Genomic DNA, 14,835 nt, shown 5'->3' on the forward strand with positions numbered 1-14,835 from the left:
CGATTACACGGTGGAACAGGTCGTGATAGACCGCGCCGTGGACACCGAGGCATTGTTCCTGCGGCTCTACGCGGACGCACCGGCCGCCTTCTGGCTGGACAGCGAACATGTGGAACCCGGCCTGGACCGCTTCTCCTTCCTCGGCGACGGATCGGGTCCGCTCGCCGAAATGGTCCGCTACCGCGTGGGATCCGGTGCGGTGCAGGTGGATTCCGCGACCGGCACCCGCACGGTGCCCGGCGGGGTGCTGAATTACCTATCCGGCGAACTACGCCGCCGCCGCATCGAATTCCCGGACGTACCTTTCGATTTCGTCGGCGGCTACGTCGGCTACCTCGGCTACGAGATGAAGGCGGACTGCGGAGCCCGCACCGCCCATCACTCCCCCGCCCCGGACGCCCAGTGGCTCTTCGCAGATCGCGTCATCGTGGTCGACCACGAGGCCGGACGCACCCACCTGCTCGCCCTCGCCGAATCCCGCACCGCCACTTCGGATTCGCCTGCCGCCGCGCGGGATTGGCTCGTCGCCACCCGGGCGATCGTGGAGACGCTGCCGACCTGGGAGAATCCGCCGGATCTGGCGCTGCGCACGGATGAGAGCGTGGTCGCGCCGCTGCTGACCCGGGGCCGGGAGCGGTATCTCGCCGATGTCGCGGCGTGCCAAGAACAGTTGCACGCGGGCGAGTCGTACGAAATCTGCATCACCGACAGCGCGTACCTCCCCGCCGACAGCGACGGGTTGAGCGTCTATCGCACGCTGCGGCGCTGTAATCCCGCGCCCTACGCGGCTTTTCTGCGTTTCGAGGACCTAGAGGTGGCGTGCTCCTCCCCCGAGCGTTTCCTCAAACTGGATCGCGCCCGCACGGTGGAGAGCAAACCGATCAAGGGGACCGCGCCGCGCGGGGAGACGCCCGGCGAGGACGATCGGCTGGCGGAAACCCTGGCGCTGGATCCCAAGACGCGCGCCGAGAACCTCATGATCGTGGATCTGCTGCGCAATGATCTGGGCCGAGTCTGTGAGATCGGCTCGGTGCACGTGCCCAAGCTCATGGCGGTGGAGACGTATACGACTCTGCACCAACTGGTTTCGACGGTGCGCGGCACCCTGCGCCCCGGACTCGGCGTGATCGACGCGCTGCGCGCGTGCTTCCCCGGCGGCTCCATGACCGGTGCGCCGAAGCTGCGCACCATGGAGATCATCGACGCCCTGGAATCCGAAGCCCGCGGCATCTATTCGGGCACCATCGGCTTCCTCGGCCTCGGCGGCACCGCCGACCTGAATATCGTCATTCGAACCGCGGTGCGCCACAACGGTTCCTGGCGCGTGGGCGCGGGCGGCGCGATAGTCCTGGACTCCGACCCGCACGACGAATACCAGGAAATGCTCTGGAAGGCCGCCACCGCCCTGCGCGCCCTGCCCGGCCTGGCTGTCGCGCCGAAGGCGCCCCTCCCCTCGGCCTGAACGCGCGATATCCGGGCGCGAACGCTATTTGATGCGACGGGGTTTGGGCGCGGGTTCCGGCGCGGCGGTCTCGCGAATGGCTCCGGTGAGGCGGCCGAGCAGGGAGACGCCGGGGAGCTTCTCCAGGCGGCCGAAGGCGTCCTCGGCGACGGCGCTGAGGCTCTCCAGACGGGTGAGGAGCTTGTCGTAGGCGACGAAACCCGGCTCGGCCAGCGCCAGGGTGCGGTCCAGGCGGTCGATGGTGGAGTTGAGGCGTTCGATCGCGATGGTGAGGTTTTCGATGAGGTCGGGCAGTTGCGCCGCCAACTGCATCGACGCCGGTGGCAGCCGCACGGCGGTGTCGAATGCCTGGGTCGCGGTGAGCTGGGCGGAGTCGAGCGCATCGCCCGCCGCGGCCTGTGCGGCCAGCACCGCGGCCTGTGCGGCGGCGAGAATATCGCTGGGCATGGGCACGCGCGGGGCCTGCGGCTTACCGCGCGGCGGCTGCTGGCCCGGTTCCTTCGGTGAGGTCATGAGTCCACTGTGCCGCAGTGGCGGCCTCCCGTAAATCACGTTCGGACCGGGTGTTTTCCGGCGGCTCCGAAGCTGTCGGGGGTGCGTGGCATAGTTCGATCACAATGAAACTCACCAAGGGTGGCCATGCGCCGGTTCCGACATCGCTTCTGACGGTTGTCCTTTCGTGGCAATCCGATCATGAGGTGGATGCGCACGCCTTGTTATTGGCCGATGACGGCCTGGTCCGCTCGGACAGAGATTTCGTTTTCTTCAACGCGCCCCGGCACGTCTCGCAGGCGGTGACGCTCGATCCCGAGCCTGCGCCGGGCACCGCGCGGCTGTCGGTTTCCCTGCCGCGCACCGAATCCGAGGTCGCGCGGATCGCGGTGACCGGTTCGGTGACCGGCTCCTTCGCCGACGTCCCGGGCCTGATCCTCACCGTCTTCGACCACAATCGCCCGGTGGCCTGGTTCGAGGTCACCGCGGCGGAACCGGTGCGCGCCATGCTCTTCGGCGAGTTCTACCGCCGCGACGGCGACTGGCGGTTCCGCGCCATCGCCCAGGGGTGGGCGAGCGGATTGGCCGGAATCGTCACCGAATTCGGGGTGCGGGTGGATGATCCGGCCGACGCGGGGCGGGCCGAGCCGCCCGCCCGTGCGCCCGGCTCGGAGCCGTCACCGCGTCCGGGGCGGCGCGGATTCGCCATCGAACGGGAGGTGCCGCCCGCGCCGCCGGTGCTGCCGCCGAATCCCGAACGGGCGGACTGGCATCCGGATCCGCATGGGCCGGGGCTGCGGTGGTGGGATGGGGAGGCGTGGACGGCGACCACGCGCGCGGCACTGTCCGTGGACGCCCGGCACTGTGCGCGCTGCGGGCGGCCGCGCCGGTGGCGATTGTTCGGCGGACCGGCGCTGTGCCGGGAATGCTCGGAGGAGATCGAGAAGTACCTGTCGGGGTGGCGCGGCCGCGCCGAACGGGTCTTGCGCACCGCCGGACCGCGGGGTTCGGAGTGGGACAAGCTGTGGGCGGCGCTGCGCTATCAGCGCATCGAGGCGGCGGCCGGATTCGGCACGCTGCGGCCCGCGGCGCAGGACCATATGGAACGGCTGGTGACGTTCGCGTTCGCGGACGGGGTCATCGATCAGTCCGAACTGGACGATTTCGAGGCCGCGATCGCCGCGCTGGCGCTGGACGGTCCGCTCATCGAGGATCTGCGCCGTCGCATGGGGCGCGGCCGCATGCTGACTCGGCTGCGCTCGGGTGAGCTGCCGGTGCTGGGCGCGACCGGCCTGCACCTGGATCCGGCGGAGCGCCTGCATCTGAATGTGCCCGCCATCCACATCAGGCAGTTGGCGCGCGGTCCCAAGCTCACCGAGGGCCGCCTCATTTGCAGCAATAAGAAGCTGCGTTTCACCGGCCCGGATACCGGCACCGAAATGCCTTGGGCACGTGTGGTTTCGGTGACCGCGATGAGCGGCCGGGTCTCGGTGGCCGCCACCTCCGCGCGCGGCGGCGCGGTCTTCGAGGTGGCCGATCCCGATCATGTCGCCGCCACCATGGAGGGTGCGCTGCGGGTGGCCAAACGCCTGACGCTGTCACCGGGCCGCCGCGATACGCGCAGTATCTCGCAGGAGATCAAGGCCCAGGTCTGGCAGCGGGACGGTGGTAAATGCGTCGAGTGCGGCGAGAGCCACTATCTCGAATTCGACCACATCATTCCGTTGAGCCGGGGCGGAGCCACCAGCGCCGCCAACCTCCAGATCCTGTGTCGCGCCTGTAATCGCGCGAAGGGTGCCAATCTCTGACCGTCGTGCGCCCCATTGCGCAAACCCCCCGACCACGCTGTCGGGACGCCGTCACCAGATCCGATGGAGCCGGGTCTATGACCTGACTCCATTCTCGGCGGCCGTGACCAGGCACGACATCGGTAATTCCCCCGAGATACCCCGTATTTCTCCCGGGGTACGTATGGTCCGCGCGGCGCAGTCGCCGTCACCTTCGCGGCGTAGTCGCCCGGGGGCCGGTCAGTTGCGGCGCACGCGCTGCACGGCGGGTTCGGCGCAGAACTGCTGGGTGGCCTCGCCGAGGCTCAGTCCGGTGATGTTCAGTCCGCCGGAATCGATTGTGGTGCAGGTGGTTCCGGCGACCTTGCCATTGCCGTCGTCGATGGGGCGGACCTGGGCGGTCAGCAGCGGATGCAATTTGTCCGTCACGAAGGTCCAGAATTCGATATCCCAGGCGGCATAACCGGCGCGCGAGGACACCACCACGTAGTTCGCGGCCGAGGTGTCCATACCGACTCCGGCCAGTTCGCCCGAGCGGTGATAGTCGAGGGCGTCACCGGTGGCGTGGTAGATCGCGTAGCGCGCGTTGGCGGTGGCCAGGGCGAGCGGAATGATCAGTTCATCGCGTCCGTCATTGTCCAGATCGCGGAGTTTGGGGACGGTTCCGGCGACATCGGTATCGGATTCCACGATGGTCTGGCGGGCCGAGCCGTTCGCATCGAGCACCGCGACGGTGGTGGTCATATGCGCCCGGCTGCCGGTATGCCGGATCTCGAAGCCGAGTCCGGCGATATCGTGGGATTGCAGCCGGCAGTCGGGAGCCGTTGCGGCCGTGCCGATATCGCCGCAGGGCTGCATCACCGCGCCGGGGGCGGCACTGGGCGGGGTGGCGGGTTCACCGGTGGGCGCGACGGTGGTCGAGACGACCGGGGCGGCGCTGCCCGCGAGGTTCGGCGCGGGTTCGGCGCTGCCATGTGAATCGCAGCCCGAAAGTAGTAGTGCGGCGACTGCGGCCGCGGTGCCGACCGCCGGGTTCCTCCCCATACCGGCGAGGATAGCCGCCTGCCGCCCGCTACACGACATCATGTGCACATCTGCGCACTCATTGGCGTATGCTCGGCGCCATGCTCGATGTCCTGCGGCACACTCGATTCCGGCGACTGTTCACCGCGCAGGTGGTCGCGCTACTGGGTACCGGCCTGCTCACCGTCGCGCTCGGCCTGCTCGCCTACGATCTGGCGGGCGCGCGGGCGGGTGTGGTGCTCGGCACCGCGCTCGCGGTCAAGATGCTGGCGTATGTGGCTGTCGCGCCGGTGATTTCGGCGCTCACCGAGCGGGTGCCGCGCACCGTGCTGCTGGTCTCGGCGGACGTCCTGCGCGCCGCGATCGCGCTGGCGCTGCCGTTCATCACCCGCACCTGGGAGATCTATCTGCTGATCGCGCTGCTGCAATCGGCGTCGGCGACCTTCACCCCGGCATTTCAATCGGTGATTCCCAACGTGCTCCCGGATGAGCGGGATTACACCCGGGCGCTGTCGCTATCGCGTCTGGCCTACGACATGGAATCGCTGCTGAGCCCGATACTGGCGGCCGCCGCGCTCACGGTGATCAGCTATCACGCGCTGTTCGTCGGCACCGCGGCCGGTTTCGTGGTGTCGGCGACCATGGTGCGCGCCGCGCGCCTGCCCCGGCTCACCGGTGACAGTTCCGGACCACTGTGGGCACGGATCACGCATGGGGCGCGCATCATGACGCGGCGCCCGGTGCTGCGCGGCCTGCTGGCCATGAATCTGGTTGTGGCGGCGGCTACTTCACTCGTCGTGGTGAATACCGTCGTCTATGTCCGGGATCGGCTCGGCGGCACGAATTCCGATGTGGCGCTGGCGCTGGGCTGTTTCGGATTGGGCTCCATGCTGGTGGCGCTCATGCTGCCTCGGATCCTGACCGGCGTCCCGGACCGCGCGGTCATGTTGACCGGATGCCGCATCCTGCCGGGGGCATTGGCCGTGGCGGCGGTGATCCCGCTGCTCGGCCCATTCACCGGCAGCGCACTGCTGTCCGTGACCTGGATCGCGCTCGGTGCGGGCACCTCCATGATCAACACCCCGTCCGCGCGGCTGTTGCGCACCGAATCCGATTCCGCCTCCCGCACCGCGGTTTTCACCGCGCAGTTCTCGCTCTCGCACGCGTGTTTCCTGCTCACCTATCCCATCGCGGGCGGGCTGGGCGCGGTGGCCGGGCTGCCGATCACGGCGGTGGTACTCGCGGTGATCGCTACACTGGCAGCTACGACGGCCGCGCGGGTGTGGCCCGCGCTCGCCCCGGTGGGTGGTGAGGTGACGGCAGGAAGGTGAGCCATGGTGAGCAAGAGCAATGCGAAACCATTGCCCGCCGCTGCCAGTCTCACGCATCCGGTCGATCCGGACCAGGCCCGCCTGGACGCGGCGACCGCCACCTTCCGCATGCTGTCCGACCCCACCCGCCTGCATATTCTCTGGATTCTGGCCGACGGCGAAGCCGATGTCACCGCGCTCACCGAGGCGTGCGGCGCGTCCCGTACGGCGGTCAGCCAGCATTTGGCCAAGCTGCGATTCACCGGTCTGGTGGATACCCGGCGCGATGGCCGCCGCATCATCTATCGCATTCGGGACGGTCATCTGGCGCGCCTGGTCCGGGAGGGCCTGAACCACGCCGATCACATCGTCACCGGTGAACCCGCGCACGAATAGCGCGCACTCCCCCGTCGTTCCGAACGGGTCTTTTCTCGTCTGTCTCCTGGTCAGTGGGACGTACCCTCGCGGCCGGTCGCCGCGCGCTCGACGATATGCCTAATCGAAATAGTTTCTGAATGAAGTCGAGAGGGCACGCATGCATGCCAGCGCCGAGCAGGCCGAACAAAACGATGTGATCATCATCGGCGCCGGATTCGCCGGTCTCTACGGTGTCCATCGGGCCGCCCGGGCCGGATTGAACGTGCTGGGCCTGGAGGCCGGCGAGGATGTGGGCGGCACCTGGTTCTGGAATCGCTATCCGGGCGCGCGCTGCGATGTGGAGAGCGTGGACTACTCCTATTCGTTCGATGACGATCTGCAGCAGAGTTGGACCTGGACGGAGCGTTTCGCCGCACAGCCGGAGATCCTGGCCTACATCCGGCATGTGGCCGATCGCTTCGATCTCAAGCGCCACTACCGTTTCGAGCAGACCGTCACCGCCGCGCATTTCGATGACGAAGCGGCCGTGTGGACGATCACCACCGCCTCGGGCGATGAATTCCGTTCCCGCTTCGTGGTTTTCGCCACCGGCTGCCTGTCCGCGCCGATCAAGCCGAATATCCCGGGCGTGGAAACCTTTGCGGGCGAGGAGCTTTTCACCGCGCGCTGGCCGGAGGAGGGCGCGTCCTTCGAGGGCAAGCGGGTCGGCGTGATCGGCACCGGCTCGTCCGGTATCCAGGTCTCCCCCATCATCGCCCGGGAGGCCGAGGCGCTCACCGTCTTCCAGCGCTCCCCCAATTTCAGTGTGCCCATGCCGAATCGGCCGTGGACCGCGCAGGAGCAGCAGGATATCCGCGCCACCTACGGGCAGCGCCGGGAGAAGTCCTACTACGCCCCCGCCGCGACCCCGCATCCCAGCCTGCAGACCAAGGCGCTGGAGATGAGCCCCGCGGACCGCGAGGCCGCCATGGAGGACCGCTGGAACGGCGGCGGCGTGCTGTTCAACAAGGTGTTCCCGGATCAGAACAGCGATATCGCGGCCAATGAGATCGTGCGCGATTTCGCGGTCGCCAAGATTCGCGCCAAGGTCGAGAGCGATTCCGTGGCAGCGGATCTCATTCCCACCGATCATCCGATCGGCACCAAGCGCATCTGCACCGACTCGGGCTACTACGAGATGTTCAATCGCCCGAACGTCACGCTGGTGAACCTGCGCCGGGAACCGATCGAGGAGATCACCCCCACCGGCATTCGTACCGGGGACAAGTTCATCGAGATCGACACCCTGGTCTACGCAACGGGATTCGACGCCATGACCGGCGCGCTGTTGCGCATCGACATCCGGGGCGCGCGCGATACCCGGCTGCGGGACACCTGGGCCGACGGTCCGGTCACCTACCTGGGCTTCGGCATTCACGGTTTCCCGAATATGTTCAGCATCAACAGCGTCGGCACCCCGTCGGTGATGGCGAATATGGTGCTGCACTCGGAACAGCAATTGGATTGGGTGCTCGCGCTCATCGAACACTGCCGCGCACAGGGGATTCGGCAGGTCGAGGCCCGCGAGGAGGCGGCGGCCAAATGGACCGATCACCTCATGGAGGTCGCCGAGGGCACACTGTTCGTCAAGGCGAACTCCTGGTACATGGGCGCGAATGTGGAGGGTAAGAAGCGCGTATTCATGCCGTACATCGGCGGTTTCGGCAATTACCGCCGGTTCTGCGATGACGAGCGCGACAGCGGGTATCCGAGCTTCGAACTCAGCTCGTAATCGGTAACGAGAAACCGGCTCGCCTCCACATCCCCTTGGAGGCGAGCCGGTGTCTTTGTGTGCGAAGAACTTCCGGTCAGGCGGGCAGGCCGAGTCCGGCTGCCAGCACCGGCCAGGAATTCTTCAGGTCATCCTGCCAGTAGCCCCAGGAGTGGGTTCCGGTCGGTGTGAAATTGAAGGTGGCCGGGATGCCGAGCTGGCCGAGTTTGGCCTGCAGATTATGCGAGCAGTAATTGGTCGCGGCTTCCAGGGTGCCGCCGACGGTGACCTGATTGGCCAGGCCACCGACGCCGGGCAGGGTGTGCGTGCCGTCCAGGGTGTCCCACGGGCCGGGCAGGCCGGAGCCGCTGGAAATATAGAGATTGACGCCGCGCAATTGATCGGCGTGCACATACGGGTCATTGGCGGCCCACATCGGATCACCCTGCGGGCCATACATATTCGCCGAATCGCCGCCGCCCGCGGCGACGACGGTATTGACGAAGTTGTAGCCCAGCGGATCACTGATCTGGGCGCAGCCGCTGTACGAGGCCACCGATTGATAGAGACCCGGTGCGGCGATGGGCAGCTGCAATACCGACGTGCCCGCCATCGAGAGTCCGGCGATGGCGTTGCGCCCGTTGGTGTTCAACGCCCGATCGATGAGCGGCGGCAACTCCTCGGTGAGGAAGGTCTTCCACTTGTTCACGCCCAGTTTGGGATCCGGCTCGCGCCAATCGGTGTAGTAGCTGAATTGACCGCCGACCGGCTGCACCACATTGACGTTCTTATCGGACAGGAAGTTCAGCACATCGGTCTGCTTCTGCCAGGTGGCCGAATCCTCGCCGCCGCCCGCGCCATTGAGCAGGTACAGCACCGGGGCCGGGGCGGAGGTGTCGGCGGGGCGCTGCACATCGATCTCGATGTTCTTGTCCATGGCGGCCGAGTAGACCTGGAGTTTCACGGTGCGGTCGTCGCCGGGGGCGCTGGAGACGATCTTGGAGCCGTCAGCGGAGGTGCCGGAGGGGCTCAATGCCGATTCCGGTGCGGCGGACGCGGTACCCGCGGCGATTGGTAGCAGGACGGTTGCGGTCAACGCGACAACCGCGCCGCCCAAGGTCTTCGACAATCGCACGCGGGTGATCTCCTCGTTCAGATGGCTATTTCCGCTCGGAAAGAAATAAGCCTGCCCCAGTTCACTGAGCGTTTGCTAGCGCGAACCTGATGGGCCGCTGAGAGAGGTTCCTGACCAGCGCGAAGCACCCCGGAATCCGTGCTGTCGATGATCGGTCCGGCGCTGTCAGCGCACTGTCGGCCGACTGTCAGCGGCGCTCGGCAAGCTGATTTCAGACCGGATGAGCGGCACCGAACGAGCCGCCACCGCACCACGGAAGAGGTAATCGAAATGTCCGAAATCGCGCTCCAGAAATTCGTCGCCGCCACCGCCGAGAAGTTCGGCATCCCCGGCATCAGCGTCGGCATCCGGGTCGACGGCCGCGAGATCTTCGCCGCGCACGGCGTCACCAGTATCGAGAATCCGCTGCCCGTCGACAAGGACACGCTGTTCACCGTCGGCTCGGTCAGCAAGACCTTCACCGTCACCGCGATCATGCAGTTGGTCGCCGAGGGGAAGATCGAACTCGACGCACCGGTGCGCACCTACGTACCGGAACTGACCCTGATTAACGAAACCTCCGCCGCGACAATCACTGTCGGGCAGCTGCTGAATCACACCTCCGGACTCGAATGGAATGTCATCAACGACACCGGTGAGGGCGATGACGCGCTGGCCCGGTTCGTCGCCGAATTGGCGGAGATCCCGCTCATCGCCGCGCCCGGTGTGCGCGCCTCCTACAGCCAGGCCGGATACAACCTGCTGGGCCGCGTTATCGAGAAGGTCACCGGGCAGCCCTTCGAGGATGTCGTCCGCACCCGGGTGCTGGCCCCGCTGGGCCTGACCGCCACCGGCTACCTGCGCAATGAGCTCATGACCCGCCGCTTCTCGGTCGGCCACGAGCGCGGCGAGGATGGCGAACTGTCGGTGATCCGCGCCTGGAACGGCACCCGCGCCAATAACCCGGGCGGCGGCATCTCCTCCACGGTCACCGAGCAATTGCGCTGGGCGCGTTTCCAACTCGGCGACGGCACCACCGAGGATGGCGAGACCGTCCTGCCCGCCGCGTGGCTGGATCTGATGAAACAGCCCACCGTGCAACTGAAGTCGAGCACCCTCGGTGATGCCCTGGGCCTGTGCTGGTTCCTGCGCGATGTCGACGGCGTCCGCACCGTCGGCCACGGCGGCTCGGCCTTCGGCCAGTTCGCGGAGCTGCTGCTGGTGCCCGAACGCGATTTCGCCATCTCGGTCATGTCCAACGCCAGCCCCGACGGCATCCCCGCCAATGTGGCCATCGTCCGCTGGGCTCTCGAGCACTACCTCGGCGTCATCGACTCCGATCCCGAACCGATCGCCCACGACCCCGACCGCGCCCGAGAACTGGTGGGCACCTACGACATCGACGCCATGACCATGACCGTCCTGATGGACGACACGGGCCTATCCCTGGAATGCAAGATCAAGCCCGAAATCCGCGCCGCCTCCGACACCGACCTCCCCCAGGACCACCCACCCTTCCCCTTCGGCCTGCTCCCCGGCGACGACGACGAATACATCATCACCGAAGGCTCCTTCAAGGGTCAGCGCGGCTACTTCAGCCGCAACACCTCCGGCAAGATCACCGGCCTCGACCTGGCAGGCCGCCTCTTCACCAGGGTCTAGCACCACCGGGTGGCGGACTACCCGCCACCCGGCTCGGCGTCAGGGCATCGGTAGTTCGGCGCGGAGGCGGGTCAGGGCTTCGGTTCGGGGGAGGTCGGAGCCGGTGAGGTAGGCGGTTCGGAAGGGGTGTTCGCCGAGGCGGGTGATGAGGTCGGTGATGAGGGTGCGGAGTTCGGGTTCGCCATCGTCGAATACGCCTCGGATTACGGCGCTCAGGCCCAGTGAAGTGGCTGCGGCGGATGGATCGTCTTCCAGCAGTTGCAATTTGGCCAGTAGTTCCGCCGCCTGGGCGGTGGCCTCGGTGACCGCCGCGACGTCGCCGTAGACGAATGCGCCCTCGATGACCTCGGGGAGGAGTTTGCGGGCTGCGGCGGCGGAACCGTCGGCCAGCCGATCTGCCATGCGCGCCATCGCGATTCGGTTGAGTACGATGCCGTCGGGGACCGGCAACCGCCCGATGCGCTGTTCGAGCACATCCAGATCGCGCTCGGCCTGCGCCACATCGCCTGTGCGGCGGTGCAATTCGGCCTCGCTGAATCCGAGGACGGCCGTCATTCGGGCATAGCCGAGTTCTTCCGCCACCCGCTGCGCGGCGCGGATATCGTTCTCGGCTCCGGCGAAGTCGCCACTGCGCATGCGTTCCCGGGTCAGTTCGGTGCGACTGGTGAAGACATCGTCTTCCATGCCGAGTTCGGAGGCGATGACCACGGCTCGCCCGAAGGCCGCGATGGCTTCGTCGTGCGCGCCGCGCAGCGAATGATCCCGCCCGACCGCGAGCAGGGCCATGCCGAGCCCCCAGCGGTCGCCGGCGATCTCGAAGTCCCGCAGGGCTTCCCGCCGCTCCACGGCTCCGGCGAGCAGCTCACCGCGCCCGGTGAAGGCCATATCCCGCGCGAGGTGCGCACTGGCCCGCAGCCACGGGTCGGGCCATTCCAGCGCCCGCGCCAGCTGCTGCTCCCCCAGCTCATCCTCACCGGCTTGAAATGCGAGCAGCGAAGTCCACAGCGGCAGTGCGGGATGGAATTCCAGCGCCCCGGTCCGCACGCAGTCCTCGACCAGCTCGCGCACCGACACCGATTCATCGGCGGGCGCTCCGGCCATCAGCTGAATCACCCGGTAGGCCGCTCGCGCGTCCTCCGGTAGCTCGTCACCGAAACGCAGGACACCGGCGATAGCGGTCTCGAACTGGCTGCTCATCCCCCGAATCCCCCAGTACCAGAACATCGCCCGCGTGAACCGGCTCGCCAGCAGTGCCTGTCCCGCAGCATCGAACCGCCCTGCTTCGTGCTCTCCGGCGGCGGGTGGTTGGGTTGCACGGAGAGCGGCGGCCATATTCGCGTGTTCGGCGTCGAAAACCGCGATGGCGCTGAGTTGTTCGCCGGTGCGCAGCAGAGGTTCGAGTTGTTCGGCAAGGACCAGGTAGTGATGGGTGAAGACGGCGGTGAGGTCATCCCCTGAGTTCACAAGCTGCTCGGCGGCATAGGCGCGAATGGTTTCGAGCATGCGATAGCGGGGTTGATCGTCATCCGACGCCTGCACCACGGACTTCTCGACCAGTGCGCCGAGAAGATAGACGATATCGTCGGCGGGGAGCGCGTCATCGGCGCAAATGGCTTCCAGCGCTTCGATTGTCGCGCCGCCGGGGAACGCGGATAGGCGGCGGGCGAGAATGCGCTCCGAATCCTCCAGCAGATCCCAGCTCCACTCCACCAGGGCGAGCAGGGTGCGCTGGCGCGGCAGAGCGGTGCGGCTGCCGGAGGTGAGCAGCCGGAAGCGATCGTCCAGTCGGCGAGCAATCTGATCGATGCTCATGGCGCGGAGTTTGGCGGCAGCCAGCTCCAAAGCCAGTGGGACGCCGTCGAGTTGGCGGCAGATCTCCACGACCGGTCCGACAGTGCGATCGTCCAGGATGAACCCTGGGCGCACGGCGACGGCACGATCGAGAAACAGCTGTACCGCCGGGGACCGTTGCGCGACAGCGGCTTCGGTAACCGATGCCGGTACCGCGAGCGGCTCCACGTGGCACAGCGCCTCACCGGTGATGGCGAGCGGCTCGCGACTGGTGGCGAGAATCCGCAACTGCGGCAGCCGATCCAGCAGTCGCGCGGCGAGTTCGGCCGCGGCCGCGATGACGTGCTCGCAATTATCCAGAACCAGTACCGCCGCACCGACATCGAGCAGTTCGGCAAGTCGCGCGGTCTTATCCGTCGTGCTCCCGTCCGCGGCCCGATCCAACGCTCCCGCAACAGCATCGGCGAGTTGATCCGGTGCCCCGATCTCGGCCAGCGGCACGAAGAACACGGGTCCACCGCCATACCGGGACATGGCTTCGAGCGAAAGCCGAGTCTTCCCAGCCCCACCCGGTCCGACAATCGTGACCAGCCGCGATTCCCCGACCAGCCGTGCGACGGCAGCCAATTCCCCATCCCGCCCGACGAAGCTGGTCAACCGAGCGGGCAACGTACTCCCGACGGGTTCCCTACGCACGGGCGGACTTTCGAGCTCTCCACGCAACAGCGCGAGATGCGTATCGCGCAATTCCGCCGAGGGATCGATCCCCAGCTCATCTCCGAGCCGCTCGCGCATATCCTCGTACACCGCGAGCGCATCGGACTGCCGTCCCGCCGCGGCCAGCGCCCGAATGCGCAGCGCGGCGAGCCGCTCACTCAGCGGATGCGCACTCCCCTCGACCTCGAGATCCACGAGAATCTCCGCGAATCGCCCCACTTGAATCTCAGCGGCAAACCGATCCTCGACCGCCCCGGCCCGCATATCCTCCAGCCGCGCGGCCACGGACCGCACGAACGGCGCATCCTCGACATCCCCGAGCACCGGCCCGCGCCACAACCCGAGCGCCTCGGTAAGCGCCGCCGCCGCGGACTCCGCTCGCGCCCGCGCGGATTCACCCCGCCCCGCGCCCGATTCGGACTGCCCGGCCGCGAGTTCCCGCCGCCCCCGCTTGATCAGCTCCTCGAACCGCTCGGCATCAACCTCGATCCCGGGCAGTCGATACCCGCCCGCCCCGAGCTCCACGGTCCCCGCCCCGCCCAGTGCCCGCCGCAATCGCGAAACCAGCGCCTGCAATGCCCCCGCCGCATCCGCGGGCGGCTCCTCCCCCCACAACCCGTCGATCAGCACCCCCACCGGCACCGCCCCACCGGCCTCCAGTGCCAGCCGGGCCAGCAACATCCGCACCCGAACCCCACCGACCTCGATGGATGTCCCATCCTCGGCCCACGCCACCACCGGCCCCAACACACCTACCCGCACCCGCCGAGTCTGGCAGAACCGCACCGCCGCATGCGAGCCCGTGGTGAAGGCATGGACAGTCCGCATTACTCGCGAGGTAATCGACGCGGATCACTCCCTTCAGGCACAGTCGATCTCATGACTGAATCTCCATTGGATCCGATCGGCGCGAAGATCTTCAGCACCATGCCGTTCGCGGACCGGCTCGGTATCGAGGTGCTCGAGCATGGTCCGGAGCAGGTGCGCAGTCGGCTCGCCTGGGATGAATCGCTGTGCACGCTGGGTGGCGGTTTGCACGGCGGCGCGCTGATGGCGCTGGCGGATTCCACGGGTGCGGTGTGCGCGTTCCTGAATCTGCCCGAGGGCAAGCAGGGCACCACTACGGTGGAGTCGAAGACGAATTTCCTGCGCGGGGTGCGCTCGGGCTATGCCACCGCGACGGCGCGCCCGCTGCACGCGGGCCGCAGTTTCATCGTGGTGGAGACCGAAATCCGGGATGACGCAGGAAAACTCGTCGCCAAGGTGACCCAGACGCAGGCGGTGCTCTAACCGTCCCACCCCCGTGCTGCCCGTTGAGCCGAACCCGCCTGTGAACCGTGGTACCTGCT

At 67.4% G+C, this 14,835-nt stretch carries 10 protein-coding genes and 1 pseudogene; 7 read left to right on the forward strand and 4 right to left on the reverse strand.

Annotation, left to right across the window (positions count from 1 at the left end):
• Positions 1–52: 52 nt before the first annotated feature.
• Positions 53–1,462, forward strand: a pseudogene (pabB, locus tag ACFC0O_RS44705) (aminodeoxychorismate synthase component I); the annotation flags it as partial.
• 24 nt (positions 1,463–1,486) lie between these two features.
• On the opposite strand, the gene ACFC0O_RS44710 reads toward pabB, so the two are convergent.
• Positions 1,487–1,975 carry a hypothetical protein gene (locus tag ACFC0O_RS44710; protein ID WP_364638288.1) on the reverse strand — a complete coding sequence of 163 codons (489 nt, stop codon included), beginning with the start codon at positions 1,973–1,975 and terminating at the stop codon, positions 1,487–1,489.
• 104 nt (positions 1,976–2,079) lie between these two features.
• Between ACFC0O_RS44710 and ACFC0O_RS44715 the strand changes: the two genes are divergently transcribed.
• Positions 2,080–3,762 carry a TerD family protein gene (locus ACFC0O_RS44715; protein ID WP_375968385.1) on the forward strand — a complete coding sequence of 561 codons (1,683 nt, stop codon included), beginning with the start codon at positions 2,080–2,082 and terminating at the stop codon, positions 3,760–3,762.
• 219 nt (positions 3,763–3,981) lie between these two features.
• Here the strand turns inward: ACFC0O_RS44715 and ACFC0O_RS44720 are convergent, their stop codons facing one another.
• A complete protein-coding gene (locus tag ACFC0O_RS44720) occupies positions 3,982–4,785 on the reverse strand; it encodes a hypothetical protein (protein WP_375968386.1) in 804 nt (267 codons plus the stop codon).
• An 80-nt stretch (positions 4,786–4,865) separates the two neighbouring features.
• On the opposite strand from ACFC0O_RS44720, the gene ACFC0O_RS44725 reads away from it, so the two are divergent.
• The 3 genes from ACFC0O_RS44725 (at position 4,866) to ACFC0O_RS44735 (ending at position 8,223) form a co-directional block, all read left to right on the forward strand.
• Positions 4,866–6,095, forward strand: coding sequence for an MFS transporter (locus ACFC0O_RS44725; protein WP_375968387.1), 1,230 nt, complete (start codon positions 4,866–4,868; stop codon positions 6,093–6,095).
• 3 nt (positions 6,096–6,098) lie between these two features.
• Positions 6,099–6,470 (forward strand): metalloregulator ArsR/SmtB family transcription factor, encoded by a 372-nt coding sequence (locus tag ACFC0O_RS44730; RefSeq protein WP_364638300.1) that lies wholly within the window; start codon positions 6,099–6,101, stop codon positions 6,468–6,470.
• A 139-nt stretch (positions 6,471–6,609) separates the two neighbouring features.
• Entirely contained in the window at positions 6,610–8,223 is a 1,614-nt protein-coding gene (locus tag ACFC0O_RS44735) for a flavin-containing monooxygenase (protein ID WP_375968388.1), read from the forward strand.
• A 76-nt stretch (positions 8,224–8,299) separates the two neighbouring features.
• On the opposite strand, the gene ACFC0O_RS44740 is transcribed toward ACFC0O_RS44735, so the two are convergent.
• Positions 8,300–9,331: an alpha/beta hydrolase gene (locus ACFC0O_RS44740; RefSeq protein ID WP_375968613.1), complete on the reverse strand. Its 1,032-nt coding sequence runs from the start codon at positions 9,329–9,331 to the stop codon at positions 8,300–8,302.
• 276 nt (positions 9,332–9,607) lie between these two features.
• Here ACFC0O_RS44740 and ACFC0O_RS44745 point away from each other — a divergent pair, with 276 nt between their 5' ends.
• Positions 9,608–10,978 carry a serine hydrolase domain-containing protein gene (locus ACFC0O_RS44745; RefSeq protein ID WP_375968389.1) on the forward strand — a complete coding sequence of 457 codons (1,371 nt, stop codon included), beginning with the start codon at positions 9,608–9,610 and terminating at the stop codon, positions 10,976–10,978.
• Between the two features lie 39 nt (positions 10,979–11,017).
• Here the strand turns inward: ACFC0O_RS44745 and ACFC0O_RS44750 are convergent, their stop codons facing one another.
• Positions 11,018–14,248 (reverse strand): BTAD domain-containing putative transcriptional regulator, encoded by a 3,231-nt coding sequence (locus ACFC0O_RS44750; RefSeq protein ID WP_375968390.1) that lies wholly within the window; start codon positions 14,246–14,248, stop codon positions 11,018–11,020.
• Positions 14,249–14,365: 117 nt separating this feature from the next.
• On the opposite strand from ACFC0O_RS44750, the gene ACFC0O_RS44755 reads away from it, so the two are divergent.
• Positions 14,366–14,776, forward strand: a complete 411-nt coding sequence (locus ACFC0O_RS44755; RefSeq protein WP_375968391.1) for a PaaI family thioesterase — start codon at positions 14,366–14,368, stop codon at positions 14,774–14,776.
• Positions 14,777–14,835 lie beyond the last annotated feature (59 nt).

Source organism: Nocardia sp. NPDC056100 (assembly GCF_042266325.1).
Lineage (GTDB): Bacteria > Actinomycetota > Actinomycetes > Mycobacteriales > Mycobacteriaceae > Nocardia.

Bases quoted from the DNA above. Each gene is read 5' to 3' on its own strand.
- ACFC0O_RS44710 (WP_364638288.1), bottom strand. From the start codon at position 1,975: ATGACCTCACCGAAGGAACCGGGCCAGCAGCCGCCGCGCGGTAAGCCG.
- ACFC0O_RS44715 (WP_375968385.1), top strand. From the start codon at position 2,080: ATGAAACTCACCAAGGGTGGCCATGCGCCGGTTCCGACATCGCTTCTG.
- ACFC0O_RS44720 (WP_375968386.1), bottom strand. From the start codon at position 4,785: ATGGGGAGGAACCCGGCGGTCGGCACCGCGGCCGCAGTCGCCGCACTA.
- ACFC0O_RS44725 (WP_375968387.1), top strand. From the start codon at position 4,866: ATGCTCGATGTCCTGCGGCACACTCGATTCCGGCGACTGTTCACCGCG.
- ACFC0O_RS44730 (WP_364638300.1), top strand. From the start codon at position 6,099: ATGGTGAGCAAGAGCAATGCGAAACCATTGCCCGCCGCTGCCAGTCTC.
- ACFC0O_RS44735 (WP_375968388.1), top strand. From the start codon at position 6,610: ATGCATGCCAGCGCCGAGCAGGCCGAACAAAACGATGTGATCATCATC.
- ACFC0O_RS44745 (WP_375968389.1), top strand. From the start codon at position 9,608: ATGTCCGAAATCGCGCTCCAGAAATTCGTCGCCGCCACCGCCGAGAAG.
- ACFC0O_RS44755 (WP_375968391.1), top strand. From the start codon at position 14,366: ATGACTGAATCTCCATTGGATCCGATCGGCGCGAAGATCTTCAGCACC.